Source organism: Rhizobium sp. NPDC090275 (assembly GCF_044772225.1).
Lineage (GTDB): Bacteria > Pseudomonadota > Alphaproteobacteria > Rhizobiales > Rhizobiaceae > Rhizobium.
Window position 1 is genome coordinate 182,505 of the sequence record NZ_JBIVYL010000001.1, and the last position, 16,521, is coordinate 199,025.

The following is a 16,521-nucleotide window of genomic DNA, read 5'->3' on the forward strand; positions in this document are numbered from 1 at the left end:
CAAGGGGGCATGCTGTGGGATTTCCAGTTTTCGGTTCGGTACGCGAGATAGCTGCTCTAATGAGCAGGATTGAAAATATGCGTCAAGCCATCCAGATTTCCACCCGCCGGGCAGGAAATTTCACTGCATCAAGGACTTCGCCTGCTTGCGCGCGGTTTTCTGCCTGATCTCGTAGACCTGTCGGACCTCATGTCGTCGCTGGTGCCGCCTGTCATCCGAGGGGATTTCCGAGAGCCAAGCGATGGCTATGTCCGTGAACTCTGCGTCGGCAGGGATGAGGATGTCGGTCTCATCGAGCTGTTTGCGGATGCAGCCGCGATCGTATGCAATGACGTCGTTTCCGGCCGCCTTGGCCTCGAAGACGACGAGGGGCTGGGCCTCGTTGGCGTAGGTGGTCGGGAAGACGAAGACGTCGATATCGCGGTAGAACTTCGCCTTGTCGTCGCCAAGCAAGCGGCCGCGATAATCGAGCGCGCCCGCGAATTCATTCAGCGCCGCGTCGATCATCGCGCGGTCGGCGCTGTCAGTCGCCGGGCCGGCGAGGACGGCGCGGATCGGCAGCCCCTGAAGGATCGCCTGACGCAGCAGATCAAGAAACGTCTCCAGTCCCTTGGCGCGGCTGAGGTTGCTGAGCATGCCGATCGTCAGCGGGCGGGCGGGGATCGCCGCGTCCTCGCTCTGCGGGGGCACGAAGGCGGCGTTGGAGATGATCACGGTGTGCAGGCGCCGGTCATAGGTATCGGTAAAGCGGTCGCGCATCATGCCGCAGAGAAAGACATGGGTGAGGTCGGGAGCGGCGAGCGCCAGGATGGCGCGCATGGTCAAGCTCGGCTGGTCGATGTAGCGAAAGCTGTGGTGATGGAGGTAGGTCGGGTAGGCGAAGAGCCGGGCGAACGCCACCAGGAGCAGGGTGTAGAGTTGGCCGAAGCCACCGTTGCAGGCGAGGTAGCAGGCCTTGCCGGCATGGCCGCGCTCGCGTGCGAGACTGGCGAGCGCGGCGAAGACCTTTGCCGCCTTCGCCGGATGCCGCCAGAGGCGGGAACCGCCTTCCGGTGGCGAGAGGTTGCTGGTGACGACGGTGTGGTCTTCCGAGAGCAGCTCCACCATCGCCGCCGTGGCGAAGGAAAAGCCATGGAGCGGCGGCGGCAGGGGGCCGATGGCAACGATATGACGGGTCATGCGGGCCACCTCTTGAGCCTGCGATGACTATGCGCGCCGGCGTGGAAAACTCAATCTCCCCGTTCGGCGCATATGCCCGCCGCTATGCAGCCTCGTTGGATGATCCTGGTTCGAAGTCGAAGCCTTCGTCCGCCCAGCCGGTCATGCCGCCGATCATCACCTTGACCCGATAGCCGAGCCTTGCGAGGCGAAGGGCGGCCTTGTCGGTGCCGTTGCAATGTGGGCCGGCGCAATAGACGACGAAGAGCGTGTCCGATGGCCACGCGGACATGCGGTGCGCGGTCATCTTGCCGTGCGGCAGGTTCCGGGCGCCGGGCACGTGCGACAGGGCGAACATGGCGGGAGAGCGGACGTCGAGCAAGACGAAGTCGATGCGTCCCGATGCAAGCGAGGCGTGAACGTCCCAGCAATCGGTCTCGAAGGCGAGCTTGCGGGCGTAATAGGCGGCGATCGCCTCGGGTGCCGCGGCCGGGGTTTCGGCGACGTGGCTTGGGCGCGCGGGGTGGGTGGAGGGCTGTGGTTCCGGGATCATGTCGGTCATCGTTGTCTCCTGTCGTTGCTGTTGCCGCAGAAGATGCGTGATGATAGGTGTTGGCGAAACTGGCCATAATGACGACTGGCGTAAAGATCATGCCAAATACTGCCGCGCTGTCAGGACCCAAGGTCGCCGTGCTCGTCTATGACGGTCTGTGCACCTTCGAATTCGGCATCGCCTACGAGGTCTTCGGCCTGCCGAGACCGGAGATGGGGGTGAGTTGGTATCGCTTTCACGCCTGCGGCGTCGAAGCCGGGCCGCTTCGCGCGGCCGGTGGGCTGAGCGTCACCGTCGATGGTGGTCTCGACGATCTCGATGATGCCGATCTGATCGTCGTTCCCGGTTGGCGAGCGATCGATGCACCGGTGCCCGACGGGCTGATCAGGGCGTTGCAGGCGGCGCATGGGCGAGGGGCGCGGATCATGTCGCTATGCTCGGGTGTCGCGGTTCTGGCTGCCTCGGGGTTGCTTTCGGGCAAGCGGGCAACGACGCACTGGCGCTATGTCGCTTCCGTGGCCGAGCGCTATCCCGAGATCGGGCTCGATGCCGATGTGCTCTACATGGACGAGGGGCGGATGCTGACGGCGGCGGGCAGTGCGGCCGGCATCGATCTCTGCCTGCATGTGGTGCGCGGCGATTTCGGCGCGGAGGCGGCCAATTCCGTCGCTCGGCGCCTCGTCGTGCCGCCGCACCGCGAGGGCGGGCAGGCGCAGTTCATCCGCGCTCCCGTGCCGCAGCCGCGCGAAGGCGTGCGGCTCGGGCCGCTCATCGAGTGGATGCGGTCGCGTCTAAACGAGGAGCAGCCGATCAGCCTGCTTGCGACCAAGGCGGGGATGAGCCAGCGCACCTTCCAGCGCCGTTTCGAGGCAACCACGGGATCGAGCGTTGGCGAATGGCTGCTCACCGAGCGGCTGCGTCATGCGCGCGAACTCCTGGAGCGAAAGGGCGAGGCATCGCTCGACGACATCGCCACCGCCTGCGGCTTCGGCACGCCGGCAACGATGCGGCACCATTTTCGCCGACGGCTGGGGACCAGCCCAGGGGCGTATCGGAAGGTGTTTTCGGGTGGCGTTACGGATGTGAGCCGGGGCGTATGATGCCGTTCGCGGCCGTGATCAATAGCTGGCCTTGCGCCAACCTGCGGCGCGCGCCTCTTCCTCGGAGCAGAACCATCGCTCGCCATATTGCGGCGAGATCTTCGTGGCTGCGTAATAATGCTGGCCCGGGACGTGATAGATGCGTTCGCCCGAGTTGATGCTGATGTTGCCCTTGATGTCGCAAGAGGTTTCTCGCTGAATGATCACGCCGTTCTCGACGATCATCGGCTTGGCGGGTGTCGTTGTCCGAGTAAAGCTCAGCGCCTGCGGCACCACGGTATAACCACCGGCGGCAAGGAATGAGGTTGTTGCGCACAATGCGACGATGATTGGAAACTTCATGATCTACTCCGGAAACCTCTTAGGGTTGTATCCGGGGCGCTTTAGTATCCTATGTATATTATTGCTAAAATACCGGCTTTAGGCATCGCCAAGATCACGCCGCGCGATCGATGGGGCGGTGACCCATACCGTGAGCGTGTGGTCTCACGGTATGGGTTCAGATGCTCGCCTTACTCCGCGGCCTGCCTGGCCATCGGGTTGTTCGGGTGCGTCGTCCAGTTGGCGTAGTTGGGGTCTACAGTCTTGCCGGTGCGTTCGTCGAGGCTGCCGGATGGAAGCTGCTCCATGGTGATGCAGTTTTCGACCGGACAGACGTTGACGCAGAGGTTGCAGCCGACGCACTCGTCTTCCATCACCTCGAAGTGCCTGACGCCATTGACGAATTGCGTGATTGCCTGGTGCGAGGTGTCTTCGCAGGCGATGTGGCAGCGGCCGCACTTGATGCAGGCATCCTGGTCGATCCTGGCCTTGGCGATGTAGTTGAGGTTCAGATACTGCCAGTCGGAGACATTGGGCACGGCGCGGCCGGTAATGTCGTCGAGGCTGCGGTGGCCCTTGGCGTCCATCCAGTCGGAGAGGCCCGAGATCATCTCCTGGACGATCTTGAAGCCGTAGGTCATCGCCGCCGTGCAGACCTGTACGTTGCCGGCGCCGAGCGCCAGGAACTCGGCCGCGTCGCGCCAGGTGGTGACGCCGCCGATGCCCGAGATCGGCAGGCCCTGGGTTTCCGGATCGCGGGCGATCTCGGCCACCATGTTGAGGGCGATCGGCTTGACCGCCGGGCCGCAATAGCCGCCATGGCTGCCGCGTCCGTCGATCGAGGGCTCCGGCGAGAAGGTGTCGAGGTTGACCGAGGTGATCGAGTTGATCGTGTTGATCAGCGACACGGCGTCGGTACCGCCGGCTTTCGCGGCGCGGGCGGGCTTGCGGATATCGGTTATATTGGGCGTCAGCTTGGTGATGACGGGCATGCGGGTGTACTGCTTGCACCAGCGCACCACCATCTCGATATATTCAGGCACCTGTCCGACGGCGGCACCCATGCCGCGCTCGGACATGCCGTGCGGACAGCCGAAGTTGAGCTCGATGCCGTCGGCGCCGGTCTCTTCCACCAGCGGCAGGATCGCCTTCCAGCTCTCCTCCTCGCAGGGAACCATGATCGAGGCGATCAGCGCCCGGTCCGGCCAGTTCATCTTCACCTGCTTCATTTCGCGCAGGTTGGTGTAGAGGTCTCGGTCGGTGATGAGCTCGATGTTGTTCAAGCCGAGCAGGCGGCGGTCGGCGCCCCAGATCGCGCCGTAGCGCGGGCCGTTGACGTTGACGACGGGCGGGCCTTCCTCGCCCAGCGTCTTCCAGACCACGCCGCCCCAGCCCGCCTTGAAGGCGCGCTCGACATTGTAGGCCTTGTCTGTCGGCGGCGCCGAGGCGAGCCAGAAGGGGTTCGGCGATTTGATGCCGACGAAATTGTTGCGGAGATCAGCCATGGTTCACTCTCCCCTTCAGGCGACGGCAACGGCCGGCTGCGCATCGGCAGCCAGCATTCGGTGAATGGATTCGGCGGCGTCGCGGCCATTGGCGACGGCCGAGACGGTGAGGTCGTTGCCCCCGAAGACGCAGTCGCCGCCGGCCCAGACGCCATCAAGCGAGGTGCGGCCTTCGGCGTCGACGACGATGCGGCCGGATTCCAGACGCAGGCTTCCAAGGCTCGAAGAGACGAGGGTCTGGCCGATCGCCTTGAAGATCTGGTCGGCGGCAATGACGCCGGTTTCACCGGTGGTCGCCAGGCGGCCTTCCGACAGCGTGGTGTATTCGACCTCAAGGGCCGCGACCTTGCCGTCCTGCGCAAGGATCGCCTTCGGCGCCAGCCAGTGGCGGATGATGACGCCCTTGGAGGTCGCCAGATCCTGCTCGAACTCCGAGGCGTTCATGTGCTCCTTGCCGCGGCGGTAGCAGATCGTCACTTCCTCGGCGCCGAGCAGCTTTGCCTGCACGGCCGCATCGATGGCAGTCATGCCGCCGCCGAGCACGATGACGCGGCGGCCGATGGCGATGTCGGCCTTGTTGTCGGTCTGGCGCAGCGCGGCGATGAAATCGACCGCGTCGTCGACGCCCGCGAGGTTTTCGCCCTCGACGCGGAGCGCGTTGACACCCGAGAGACCGATGCCGAGGAAAGCGGCGTCATATTGCGACTGCAGGTCGGCGAGCTGGAAGTCGCGGCCGAGCAATTGTCCGTGCTTGATATCGATGCCGCCGATCGAGAGCACATAGTCGACTTCCCTCTGCGCGAAGCCGTCGACGGACTTGTAGGTGGCGATGCCGTATTCGTTGAGGCCGCCGGATTTCGGCTTGGCGTCGTAGATCACGACCTCATGGCCCTTGACCGCGAGGCGGTGCGCGGCGGCGAGGCCGGCCGGGCCGGCGCCGACGACGGCGATCTTCTTACCTGTCGAGGCCGCGCGGGTGTAATACTGCTTGCCCGCCTGCATGGCCGCATCGGTGGCGTAGCGCTGCAGACGGCCGATCTCGACGGGGCGTTCCTCGGCCGTGTTGCGCACACAGGCCTGCTCGCAGAGCTCTTCGGTGGGACAGACGCGGGCGCACATGCCGCCCAGGATGTTCTGGTCGAAGATGGTCTTGGCGGAGCCGAGGGGATTGCCAGTCGATATCTGCCGGATGAAGAGCGGGATATCGATGGCGGTGGGACAGGCCGTCATACAGGGCGCGTCGTAACAGAAATAACAGCGGTCGGAGGCGACCAGAGCCTCGTGCTTGTCGAGGCGCGGGTGAAGATCGGAGAAATTCTTGTCATACTCAGCGGGCGAAAGCCGGCCAGCATGAATCCCAGTGTCCAGACGTTCCATTGAAGTTCCCTCATTATAGGTAAACGGCCAGTGGAACGAAGCGTAACTCAGGATAAAAAATTTATCAAACGGTAAAATTTTAGCATTAGGCGGGCTTGGTAGCAGGCGTATGCTGCTGTTTTGGAACGGTTTTTCGATTTTGAGGTGATTGCTGTCAAGTTGCTCAATGAGCGCTTGCGGCCGCGCCGATCTTCACAGCGGAAGAATAATTGAAAAAATCAGAGATTTCTCGTGAAGAGCGGGAACCATTCCTCGCACAGCCCGTTATGGCGATATCCGAATGGTGATCGCATCGACCCAAAAATGCGCGCCCCCAAACCACCTTCGGATCACACTCACGGTCCCCTCCCGGTGAGTGAAAACAGCCGGTGCGCCGCCCTCGCACTGGCTGTTTTCTTGTGCGCGGTATTCAATAAAAATCGATGGAATGTCAGGTGGTGACGGTCAGACGCCGCCGACCTGTTGCGGCGCGCGCTTGAGGATCTCGAATTCGGTGTCGGGGATCAGCAGGTGATACTCGATACGGCCCGGCGTCAGGCGCAGATCGGCCTTGCCGTTGACCGACGAGGGCACGACGCGCTCAAGCACGATGCGGCCGAAGCTGTTGTCGCTGAATTCGTGGACTTCGTCGTTGGGCAGCGTTTCGGTCCATGTGAAGCTGATCGCCTTGCGGTCGCCGTGCGTGGTTTCCTGACAGTCGAGCGCGATCGCGGGCGCGCCGCCGGCAATGGCGCCGAAGGTCGCCGAATTGACTATCAACTCGTGGAGCGCGAGGCCGACATGAACCGCGGCGTTCGGGGTCAGGTGAACATTGAGCCCGGTGACGGGCAGGGGGCCGGCGCTCTCCGGCCAATAGGGGGCGAATTGCTTGCGCGTAAGTTCGAAGAGGAAGGCGCCGCGCCAGCTACTGTCGGTGATGAGATCCTGGGAGTTCGACAGCGACTGCAGCCGGCCGCGGAACTTCACGAGGAAGCTGTCGAGAGACAGCGTGTTGCGGGCGGTCTGCGTGGCGATGCCCTGGATGATGGCAAGCAGGTTCTTCGAGCGGTGCGAGAGTTCGCGCAGAAGCGATTTCAGCACCTTCTCGCGGTGTCTGGTCTCGGTGATCTCGGTGATAATAGACAGCAGGCCGATCTCATGGCCGAGCGTGACGCGCTGCACCTTGATTTCGTAGGTGCGCATTTCGCCGTCGATGGCGATATCGGCCTCGGTACTGGCCGGCGTGCCGGTTTCCAGCACCTTGCGCTTCAGTGTTTCGAGATTGCGTGCGTGGACCTCGCCGAACATGTCGGCGTCGCTGCCGCCGGGGAGAACGGCGTGTTCAAGATGCGCGGGGAGGTTCTCGGCATAGACGATGCCGAGGTCGGGATCCTGATAGACAACGGCGATGCCGGCGCTCGCGAGCGCCCGCTCCATCAAGAGCTCCTTGCCTTCCAATGCGAAGGGCGTGCCGGCCAATGGTCCAGTCCTCTTCACCCAGCCGCCCTTCCTTCAATCCGTTTATGCCGCCAGCAGACCCTAAAGTCCGCCCACCGCTTCTTTTTAGAGGCAAGCGCTAGATAAAATCTTAATATCCGGGGAGCGCTGCAGATGGACTGGAACGCTCCCCTTTTCGCATTGTTCCGCAATTGCTGAAATATAGCGTCAGGCGGCTGCCTTCGTGCTTTCGTTGAAGAAAAGCGCCTGGCTGATCAGAGCTTTGACCATGTCAGGGTTGAATGGCTTGGTGACGAGGAAGGTCGGCTCGGGACGCTCACCGGTCAGAAGGCGCTCGGGGAAGGCGGTGATGAAGATCACCGGCACGCTCGAGGTCTTGAGGATGTCGTTGACCGCGTCGATACCCGAGCTGCCGTCGGCAAGCTGGATGTCGGCGAGAACCATGCTCGGCTTGGTCTTGTTGTAGAGCGCCACCGCTTCCGTGTGGGTGCGGGCGATGCCGGTAACGCGGTGGCCGAGGCTTTCGACCATTTGCTCGATATCCATGGCGATCAGCGGTTCGTCCTCGATGATCATGATATCGGTCGCGACCTGGCGGGAAATCTCGCGCGACGCGCTGTCGAGCAGGTTCGCCACTTCGCTCTCCTCGCTGTCGAGGATTTCGGCGATTTCGCCGACGCGGAAGTTTTCGACCGAGGCCAGGATGAAGGCCTGGCGGGCGCGCGGCGAGACCTTGCCGAGGTTGATGGTGGCACGCTGCTCCCAGGCGTAGGGGGAAGACGGCTCTGGAATCTGCACCGTCGAGGAACCAAACAGCGTCGTGAACAGTTTGTAGAGTGCGACGCGGTCGTTCGATGTGTCAGGGAAAATGGATATGTCGGCAATGATTGCCTCAAGCACTGCGGCGACATACGCGTCGCCTGATGTCTGTGTGCCGGTCAACGCCCGTGAATAGCGGCGCAGATAAGGAAGGTGCGGCGCAATTCGAGTAGAAAGTGTCATAGAAAGCTCCCATAAGCAGGGCCGAAAAACAGCTCCAGTGCATCGAGAACGCACACTACCTGAAAAAAGTTCCAGATGATCAGGAACTTTTTTTACCACCGCGCATTCTACTGCCCACGAGAAGGGGCTCATCGTAAACTGACCTGCGACACGACATGCATTCCGAGAGGGTTGTCCGGCGAGAATTCGACCGAGGCGGCGGGGGACCGGAATGAAGGTTTTCCCGCAGCGGTACGCGAGGCTTAGAGACAACGGACAAGAAGTGAAAAGTTAATGACAAGCCGGAACAACGAAGACATAGACGGCCAACGCGCTGAGTTACGTGCAAGCGATATCATGGATCCCAACAGCCAGATCGGGGTGCGTTTGAGGTCGCTTTATGCTGCCGTTCAGGAAGAAGCGATCCCAGATCGTTTCCTCGATCTCCTCGAAAAGCTCGACCAGGCCGAAATGGCCTCGGCCAAAGCAGCGAAGTGAAGGTTGATCTATGGACAAGCAGCAACCAAGCTTCAAACGCGAGCTCCTTTCGGCTCTCCCAAGCCTGCGCGCATTCGCCATCTCGCTGATCGGTCGCCATGACCGCGCCGATGACCTCGTGCAGGACACCATCATGAAGGCATGGGCCAAGCAGGACCACTTCGAGATGGGCACCAACATGAAGGCCTGGCTCTTCACCATCCTGCGCAACGAGCTCTACAGCCAGATGCGCAAGGCGGGACGCGAGATCCAGGATAGCGATGGCCTGTTCACCGAATCCATGGCAACGCACCCGTCGCAATATGGCGCGCTCGACCTTCAGGACTTCAAGAAGGCGCTCGAGCAGCTGCCTAGTGACCAGCGCGAAGCGATCATTCTGGTCGGCGCATCCGGCTTCTCGTATGAGGAAGCCGCCGAAATCTGCGGCTGTGCGGTCGGAACAATCAAGAGCCGTGTCAACCGCGCCCGCCAGCGGCTGCAGGAAATGCTGCAGATCACCGGCGAGGCCGACTTCGGACCGGATGCGACCTCGTCGCCGCTGACGTCGAAGGCCTTTGCGTTCTGAGAGTGCATTGAACGGACAAGGAAAAACCGGCTGACCCTCGCGGGCGCCGGTTTTTTATGCGTTCAGCGAAAGCGGCAGCGCCGTCAGTCGCGGTCCTTCGAGGTGAAGAGATTGGCGGCGACCATGGCGGCGATGACGCCGGCTGTCAGAAGCGGCTGCGAGCGGATGATGCCGAGGCTTGCGGCGGCGGCCGTCTCGAACGCCTGCTTGCGTTCCCTGGCGCGCCGAGCTTCCTGGGCGTTCATCACCATCATGACGATCATCACGATGATGGCGATCAGAAGGGCACAGGCCGCGAGGAAGAGTGCTGCTCCAACGGCGCCGTAAATGCCTGCAAGCCAGATCGCGCCGGCTGTGACGGCCAGCGCATAGGCGGTCAGCACGAAAATCGCGGCAATGGCAATGAAAATACCGTTGCGCTTGGTGCGCGCAACGGTGCGGTGAACACTCGTGCCTACCAGGAGGCTGAGGATCGGGAACAGCATCTAGCCTCCTTAGCGTCGTGCCAGGAGGGCGACGACCAGTCCGAATGCGGCAGCAGCGCCGATGGTGGCGACCGGGTGCCTGCGAACGGTGTCGCGCACTTCGGAAGCGCCGCGCAGATAACCATCCTGCAGGTCGCGCAGTAAGTCCTCGCTGCGGGCAACCAGATCTTCGTAGCCGGATGCTGCCTGGGCGCTCAGTTTTTCACTCTGCTTGCGCGAGTTCTTGCTCAGCATCTTCGTCAGCGACGCGATTTCGTCCTGAAGGGACGCGATCTGGTCCTCGACCGTTGCCTCGATGTTGTGGAGAGCGGCGCTGCCATTGCGACGGTGACGGCCGGACTGAAGGAAAGATGCCATGGTTTTCTCCATTGTTACGGCGCGGTTTCGCACCGCCTGGTTAAACACAGGATCAGAACGCAAGCTTGCATGAACACAGATGCCCGGCAATGACCCAAATCAATGGCTTAACGCGGGTTATGGGCAAAAGGTTCCGCGCGTGATCAGCCGCCGACGGCGCTGTGGGCGAGCACGAATGGGGTGCCGTCGTCAGGCACCTTGTTGATGCGCAGCGGGCAGCCGAAGACCGCGTGCATGGTCTCGTCGGTCAGCACCTCATGCACGGTGCCGCGGGCCGCGAGACCGCCCTGCTGCATGAGTATGATCTGGTCGGCGAAAAGCGCCGTCAGGTTGAGGTCGTGCATCACCGCGATGACGCCGCCGCCGGCGTCGCAGAAGGCGCGGGCAAGCCGCATGATCGTCAGCTGGTGGCTGATATCGAGGCTGGAGACCGGCTCGTCGAGGAGGAGCCAGCGCGGCTTGCCGTCGACGACGGGTTCGGAGATCTGGCAAAGCACGCGGGCAAGCTGCACGCGCTGCTGCTCACCGCCGGAGAGGTGCTGGTAGAAGCGTCCTTCGTAACCGTCGAGATCGACCGAAGACAGCGCCTTGGCCGCCGTATGCTCGGCGCGCTCGGGATTGCGGTTCAGCCCCGAGGTCAGGCCCATGCGGACGATTTCGCGCACTGTGAAGGGGAAGGAGATGTTGCTCGCCTGGGGCAGCACGCCGCGCACGGCCGCCAGCTGGTATGGCTGCAGCCCGCGTACATCTTCGCCGTTGATGCGGATCGAGCCGTTATAGGGCAGTTCGCCGGATACGGCCTTCATCGTGGTCGTCTTGCCCGAGCCGTTCGGCCCGGCGATCGCCGTCAGCTTGCCCGAGGCGGCGGTGAAGCCGACGTCTTCAACGATGGTTTTGCCCGACAGGCGGACGGAGACGCCGGAGACTTCGATCATGGCAGATACTCAAAGGGCAAGGCGGGAACGCTGGCGCAGCAGGATCCAGAGAAAGAACGGGCCGCCGACTGCCGCGGTAATGATGCCGATCGGCAGTTCGGCGGGCGCGACGATGGTGCGGGCGATAACGTCGGCGAAGATCAGAAGCGAACCGCCGAGGAGCGCCGAGGCCGGCAGCAGATAGCGGTGATCCGGTCCGATCGCCATGCGGAGCACATGCGGCACGACAATGCCGACGAAGCCGATGCCGCCGCTGACGGCGACCGATGCGCCTGTCGCAGCCGCGACGGTGACGATGGCGATGTTCTTCAGCCGCTGCACGGGAACGCCCATGTGGAAGGCCGCGGCTTCTCCGAGCGTGATGGCGTTGAGGCCCTTGGCGAGGAAGGGGACGACGATGAAGGACAGGAGGATGATCGGGCCGGCGGCGGCGATCTTCGTCCAGGTCGAGCCGGCGAGCGATCCCATCCCCCAGAAGGTGAGGTCACGCAGCTGCTGGTCGTTGGCCATGTAGACGAGCAGACCGGTCATGGCGCCGGCAAGCGAGCCGAGCGCGATGCCGGCAAGCAGCATGGTCGCGACGGAGGTCTGGCCGTTGCTGGTGGCGATGCGGTAGAGCAGCAGCGTCGTGGCGAGGCCGCCGGCGAAGGCTGCGAGTGGAAGCGCGTAGATGCCGAGCAGGACGTAGAGTGGCGCGACGAAGCCGCCGCCGAGCACGATCATGACGACCGCGCCGAGGCCGGCGCCGGAGGAGACACCGACGAGGCCGGGATCGGCCAGCGGATTGCGAAACAGGCCCTGCATGACGGCGCCCGACACCGCCAGCGAACCGCCGACCAGGAAGCCGAGGATGGCGCGCGGCATGCGGATGTCGAAGATGATGATGCGGTCGCGCATGCTGAGCGCATCATCCGATCCGGCGACATTGGCGATCACGTCGAGGAAGGACGCATCCGAGGCGCCCGTCGTGACGGAGAACAGCAACGACAGGACGGAACCGACCACCAGCAGCGCGATGACCGCGAGTGCCAGCAGCGAGCGGTCGCCGGCCCGGTGACGCTCACGCATCCCCGAGGCCGAAAACACGATACGACGTCCGTCCATGTCGTTCAGTACCGCCATGGTCAGCCCCCGTAGATCGCCTTGGTGAGTTCGCGAACGGCGCTTGCGGTGCGCGGGCCGAAGCCGAGCAGGTGCAGGCCGTCCATGCGAATGATGGCCTTGTTCTGCACGGCGGGCGTCAGCGCCAGCGCCGGCTGGTTCATCAGGTCTTCATTCTTGGTGCCCGCGCCATCGCCACGGTTCATCATCAGGATGACGTCGGGCTTGGCTTCGATGATCGCCTCATCGGTCAGCGGCTTGTAGCCCGGGAAGGTACCGACGGCGTTGACCAGGCCGGCGAGCTTGATGATGCCATCGGCCGCCGTTCCGGTGCCCGAAGCCATGATCTTGCCGCCCTGCATGCTGAGGATGAAGAGAACGCGCTTGCGTTCACTTTCCGGGTGCTTGGCGGCGTCGGCAATCGCGGCGTCGAGATCGGTCGCGACCTGCTTGTGCAGTTCGGCGGCCTTGGGCTCCACGCCAAGGAGTGCGCCGACCTTGTCGATCTTGGCGAGGATGCCGTCGCGCGTATAGGCGTTCGGCACCGTCTCGAAGGGGACGCTGGCGCTGCGCAGCACCGTCAACGCTTCCGGCGGGCCGGAACCTTCGACGGCGACGATCGCCGTCGGGTTCATGGCGAGGATGTTTTCCGGCGACAGCGCGCGCATGTAGCCGACGTCGGGCAGCTTCAGGGCCTGTTCGGGAAACAGGCTGGTCGTGTCGCGGGCGATCAGGTGCTTTTCCTCGCCGAGCGCATAGATGATCTCGGTGAGGTCGCCGCCGATCGAGATCAGGCGGGTGCTGTCGATCTTGTCTTCAGCATGGGCAGCCGGCGAGAAGGCGAGGAGCGAGGCTGCCAGCGGCAGGGCCATGAGGCCCCGCAGCATGGACGTCTTGTTGAATGAACCGCGATTGTGGTTCCGCATCGTCATCTCCTTCGGCTTACGCCGCAACGCTCGTCGCCTTGGGAAGGCTTTCGACGATATCGCGCCAGTCGGCGCGCTCTGCGGAGCCTTCGTGGCGCTTGCCGAAGAACTGGATGATCATTTCGCCATTGGCGCCGTAGACCTCGACGGAGGTGACGTGGCCATCCTTGGTCGGCTTGCGCACGGCCCAGGTCTCGGCGATGTGGTCCTGACGCAGGTGCAGGTGGAAGGTCTCGTCGAGGATATTGATCCACGGACCCATCGGCTGGATGTTGAAGATCGGGCCGGAGTGGATCTGGACGATGCCGTCATTGCCGACGAAGCACATGATCGGCAGGCCGGACTTTACGGATGCGTGCATCATCTCTGCGGTCGCGGTGTTGTCGAGCTGCCAGGCGAAGTCGTCGCCAACGGTCCGCACGGCGGCCTGGCGGCCGATCTTTAGCTTGCGCAGCATGCCGAAGAACTCGTGCGTGTCGGTCATCTTGCTCCAGTGGTCGCGCAGCTCGTCCTTGGTGACGCTGCCGCTCTCGTCGGCCACCGTCTTGCTGTCGTCAGCGACGAAGTCCTGCGACTGGTCCTCGAGCTTCAGGTCGTTCACGATGGAGTGATAGGCCTCGACGTTGGAGGCCGGGCGCAGGTGAACCTTGTGCACGGCGGTGCCGGCCTTGTCGAAATACTGCAGGCTCAAGCGCTCCTGGTCGCCATCCTTCTTGGTCACCGCGAAAGCGTGGACCCAGCGGCTCGGGAAGATGCGTAGGTCGATGTTCTCGCCGAGCACGATAGCGCCCTGGCCACCAGTCTTGATGTTCTCGTAGACGCCGATCTTTTCGTGAACGGCGCTTTCGTTACGCGAGAGCGCCATGACTTCGCCGAGTTCGGCGACGCGCTCCAGGAGCTTGAGCGCGCTACCGTCGATGCGGGTGGCGGAAATGCCGACTTCGGCGGCCACGAGCGCAGCTTCGGAAACCTTGAGCTGGGCGGCGATATCGCGCTCGCGCATCTTGGGATTTTCGGCGCGGAAGGCGCGGATTTCGGCCGGCGACGGCTTGGTGTTCTCAGTCATTGTCTACCCCTACTTATTCAGAATTAGCTTGCCCTGGCGGGTGATCTTCATCCGGTACAGGGCGCCGTCGTGGCGGATGACGATTTCGTTAGCGCCGCGAAAAATCTCGCTGCTCTCCAGGATTCGGACGTCGGCCACGGCGTCGCGCGCCAATAGCGTTTGCTTCAGTGTGTCCGGCTTATCGACCATCATTTCGTTGGCTTTTTTGCTTCTTTAGGTGGCTCAAAAATGCCCCTGCGACCTACAATTATCTTGACTCTCATAGTCATCATTTTTTAAAGACGCAATAGCGGACTTTGTAAGTCAAGTTTTAGGAATTCATTGGAGAGACGCAATGGCATTCACGAGGCCGGTCACCCGATTTGCAACGCTTTTGGCGGCCGGCTCGCTGGTCTTTTCGGGCGCGATCCAGGCTTATGCGCAGGAGCCCGCCGCGGCTGCCGCGCCAAAGGCGGCGCTCGATGTCGAGCTCAACGGGCTGGTCCCATCGCAGAAGGGCTGCATGATGACCTTCGTGGCGCTGAACACGCTGCCGCAAGACATCACCAAGATTTCCTTCGAGCTCGCCTTCTTCAACGACAAGAACGCCGTCGACAAGATCACCGTTCTCGATTTCCGCGATCTGCCGCAGGGCAAGAAGCGGGTACGGCAGTTCGATATGCCGAATGTGAAATGCGAGGCGGTGACGCGGGTGCTGATCAACGACACGCCGGCGTGCGAAGGCCCCGGCAAGGGCGAGTGCATGAAGGGTCTGGTGACCCGCTCCCAGGTTTCCATTCCTTTCGAAGGTTGAGCGACGGCCGGGGGTAGCCCCGGCCTCTTGCGTTGCAGCGGTACAAGGCATCCAAAATGGTGGTTTCAGCGAGATCAAAGCCGAGACAGGTTCTCTTCGACGAGACGGTCGCCGATGGCGGTGTGAACGACAACAATCCGGGCATGCACCCCGGCCACGAGTTGTCGGATCTTCGCAACGTCGCGCGCCAGCCGGCCGCCGAGGCTGTTCTCCACTATACGCGCCAGGCGCAGATTTCGTCCTTCCCGCAGGACCCGCGCAGCGCCAGCAACGGTCATGCCGCGGCGCCGCTGATGGATGCGAGCGTCGAGATGCCGGCGGCCACCCGGTCGCATCGCGGCAAGCTCGGCGTGACGGCCGCCTGCATCGGTTCCTTCATCTTTCACGGCGCGCTTGCCATCGCGCTGATCGTCGGCGTCGTGGTCACCCCGGAGCAGCCGGAGGAAGAGGCCGGCGAGACGGTGAGCGTGATCATGCTCGGCGATTCCGATCTCGACCAAGCATCGGCGGGCGACGAGAACACCGAACCGCAGCCGGAGGAGATCGTGGCCGAAGAAGTGCAGCCCGAAACCGCGCAGCAGCCGACAGAGGTTCAGCCCGACGCGCAGCCGGTCGATCCGCAGCCCGTCGCGCCGACGCAGGAAGTGACGCGCGTCTCGCCTGAGAACATGACGGCCGTCGAGCCTGAGGTGCTGACATCGCAGGTGCCGGCCGAGACATCCGTGGTTCAGCCGATGGCGACCGAGGTGCCGACGCAGGTTCAGCCGGAAGTGACCGAGACGACGCCCACGACGCCGGAAGACGTGGCGCCGGTGCAGCCGACCGAGACAGCGGAAATTCCGCCCGAGCCGGAGACCGTGCCGAAGCCCGATCCGAAGCCGGTGGCGCAGAAGCCTGTCGAGAAGCCGAAGCCGGTCGAGAAGAAGCAGCCGCCGAAGAAGGTTGTCACGCGCTCGGGCTCCGAGGGTGAGAACAAGCAGGATAGCCGCCGCGGCGCGTCTGATGGCGTCGATCAGGCTTCCGATCAGGATTCGCGCAGCGCCGGGAATCGCGGCGGCTCCGGCAGTGCCGCCGTCGCCAACTATCCGGGCAAGGTGCAATCGAAAATCAGGCGGTCCGTCCGCGTGCCTTCCGAATACCGGCGGATGAACGCCGCGATGAGCGTTCGCATCCGGTTGAGCATCACCGGTTCGGGTGCGCTTGGTGGCCTGTCGGTGGCGCGCAGTTCGGGCATTCCGGAACTCGATGCAGCCGTAGTCGATGGCGTCCGCCGCGCAGCACCATTCCCGCCACTGCCGTCTGAATGGGGCAAGCCGGTCTGGACCTTTACGCAGGAAGTGCAGGTCACGACGGGTCGCTGACA

General features: G+C 63.2%; 19 protein-coding genes. 5 read left to right on the forward strand and 14 right to left on the reverse strand.

The features are described 5' to 3' along the window. Nucleotides 1-120: 120 nt before the first annotated feature. A complete protein-coding gene (locus tag ACIQUB_RS00795; protein ID WP_113235307.1) occupies nt 121-1,179 on the reverse strand; it encodes a glycosyltransferase family 4 protein in 1,059 nt (352 codons plus the stop codon). An 82-nt stretch (nt 1,180-1,261) separates the two neighbouring features. Continuing rightward, on the reverse strand, nt 1,262-1,711 hold the full coding sequence (locus ACIQUB_RS00800; RefSeq protein WP_402928725.1) for a rhodanese-like domain-containing protein: 450 nt from the start codon (nt 1,709-1,711) through the stop codon (nt 1,262-1,264). Between the two features lie 77 nt (nt 1,712-1,788). On the opposite strand from ACIQUB_RS00800, the gene ftrA reads away from it, so the two are divergent. After that, entirely contained in the window at nt 1,789-2,811 is a 1,023-nt protein-coding gene (ftrA, locus tag ACIQUB_RS00805; protein WP_113239310.1) for a transcriptional regulator FtrA, read from the forward strand. Between the two features lie 18 nt (nt 2,812-2,829). Here the strand turns inward: ftrA and ACIQUB_RS00810 are convergent, their stop codons facing one another. The 5 genes from ACIQUB_RS00810 to ACIQUB_RS00830 form a co-directional block, all read right to left on the reverse strand. After that, a complete protein-coding gene (locus tag ACIQUB_RS00810) occupies nt 2,830-3,153 on the reverse strand; it encodes a hypothetical protein (protein WP_113239311.1) in 324 nt (107 codons plus the stop codon). A 170-nt stretch (nt 3,154-3,323) separates the two neighbouring features. Next, entirely contained in the window at nt 3,324-4,637 is a 1,314-nt protein-coding gene (gene preA / locus ACIQUB_RS00815; RefSeq protein WP_113239312.1) for an NAD-dependent dihydropyrimidine dehydrogenase subunit PreA, read from the reverse strand. 15 nt (nt 4,638-4,652) lie between these two features. After that, a complete protein-coding gene (locus tag ACIQUB_RS00820; protein WP_402928301.1) occupies nt 4,653-6,014 on the reverse strand; it encodes an NAD(P)-dependent oxidoreductase in 1,362 nt (453 codons plus the stop codon). A 444-nt stretch (nt 6,015-6,458) separates the two neighbouring features. After that, a complete protein-coding gene (locus ACIQUB_RS00825; RefSeq protein WP_113239314.1) occupies nt 6,459-7,472 on the reverse strand; it encodes a PAS domain-containing sensor histidine kinase in 1,014 nt (337 codons plus the stop codon). Between the two features lie 186 nt (nt 7,473-7,658). Beyond that, complete coding sequence (locus ACIQUB_RS00830; protein ID WP_026282760.1) at nt 7,659-8,453, reverse strand: response regulator; 795 nt, start codon at nt 8,451-8,453, stop codon at nt 7,659-7,661. 273 nt (nt 8,454-8,726) lie between these two features. On the opposite strand from ACIQUB_RS00830, the gene ACIQUB_RS00835 reads away from it, so the two are divergent. After that, nucleotides 8,727-8,930: a NepR family anti-sigma factor gene (locus ACIQUB_RS00835; RefSeq protein WP_018897184.1), complete on the forward strand. Its 204-nt coding sequence runs from the start codon at nt 8,727-8,729 to the stop codon at nt 8,928-8,930. Nucleotides 8,931-8,940: 10 nt separating this feature from the next. Beyond that, nucleotides 8,941-9,495 carry an RNA polymerase sigma factor gene (locus ACIQUB_RS00840; protein ID WP_018897185.1) on the forward strand — a complete coding sequence of 185 codons (555 nt, stop codon included), beginning with the start codon at nt 8,941-8,943 and terminating at the stop codon, nt 9,493-9,495. An 83-nt stretch (nt 9,496-9,578) separates the two neighbouring features. Here ACIQUB_RS00840 and ACIQUB_RS00845 read toward each other — a convergent pair whose 3' ends face one another. The 7 genes from ACIQUB_RS00845 to hemP all read right to left on the reverse strand — a co-directional run bounded on the left by ACIQUB_RS00845 (nt 9,579) and on the right by hemP (nt 14,557). Next, entirely contained in the window at nt 9,579-9,980 is a 402-nt protein-coding gene (locus ACIQUB_RS00845; RefSeq protein ID WP_047514448.1) for a hypothetical protein, read from the reverse strand. 9 nt (nt 9,981-9,989) lie between these two features. Continuing rightward, a complete protein-coding gene (locus ACIQUB_RS00850; protein WP_113239315.1) occupies nt 9,990-10,337 on the reverse strand; it encodes a DUF883 family protein in 348 nt (115 codons plus the stop codon). A 143-nt stretch (nt 10,338-10,480) separates the two neighbouring features. Next, complete coding sequence (locus tag ACIQUB_RS00855) at nt 10,481-11,272, reverse strand: heme ABC transporter ATP-binding protein (RefSeq protein ID WP_113239316.1); 792 nt, start codon at nt 11,270-11,272, stop codon at nt 10,481-10,483. A gap of 9 nt (nt 11,273-11,281) precedes the next feature. Further along, entirely contained in the window at nt 11,282-12,376 is a 1,095-nt protein-coding gene (locus ACIQUB_RS00860) for a FecCD family ABC transporter permease (protein WP_402928727.1), read from the reverse strand. Between the two features lie 20 nt (nt 12,377-12,396). Then, nucleotides 12,397-13,305: an ABC transporter substrate-binding protein gene (locus ACIQUB_RS00865; protein ID WP_113239329.1), complete on the reverse strand. Its 909-nt coding sequence runs from the start codon at nt 13,303-13,305 to the stop codon at nt 12,397-12,399. Between the two features lie 10 nt (nt 13,306-13,315). Next, a complete protein-coding gene (locus tag ACIQUB_RS00870; RefSeq protein WP_113239318.1) occupies nt 13,316-14,365 on the reverse strand; it encodes a ChuX/HutX family heme-like substrate-binding protein in 1,050 nt (349 codons plus the stop codon). A 9-nt stretch (nt 14,366-14,374) separates the two neighbouring features. Further along, the gene (gene hemP, locus ACIQUB_RS00875; protein WP_113239319.1) at nt 14,375-14,557 is read right to left on the reverse strand and encodes a hemin uptake protein HemP; all 183 of its coding nucleotides are present in this window, start codon (nt 14,555-14,557) and stop codon (nt 14,375-14,377) included. Nucleotides 14,558-14,699: 142 nt separating this feature from the next. Between hemP and ACIQUB_RS00880 the strand changes: the two genes are divergently transcribed. Both ACIQUB_RS00880 and ACIQUB_RS00885 read left to right on the forward strand, forming a co-directional pair. Further along, the gene (locus tag ACIQUB_RS00880; protein WP_402928310.1) at nt 14,700-15,158 is read left to right on the forward strand and encodes a hypothetical protein; all 459 of its coding nucleotides are present in this window, start codon (nt 14,700-14,702) and stop codon (nt 15,156-15,158) included. Between the two features lie 56 nt (nt 15,159-15,214). Next, a complete protein-coding gene (locus tag ACIQUB_RS00885) occupies nt 15,215-16,519 on the forward strand; it encodes a TonB family protein (RefSeq protein ID WP_113239321.1) in 1,305 nt (434 codons plus the stop codon). Nucleotides 16,520-16,521 lie beyond the last annotated feature (2 nt).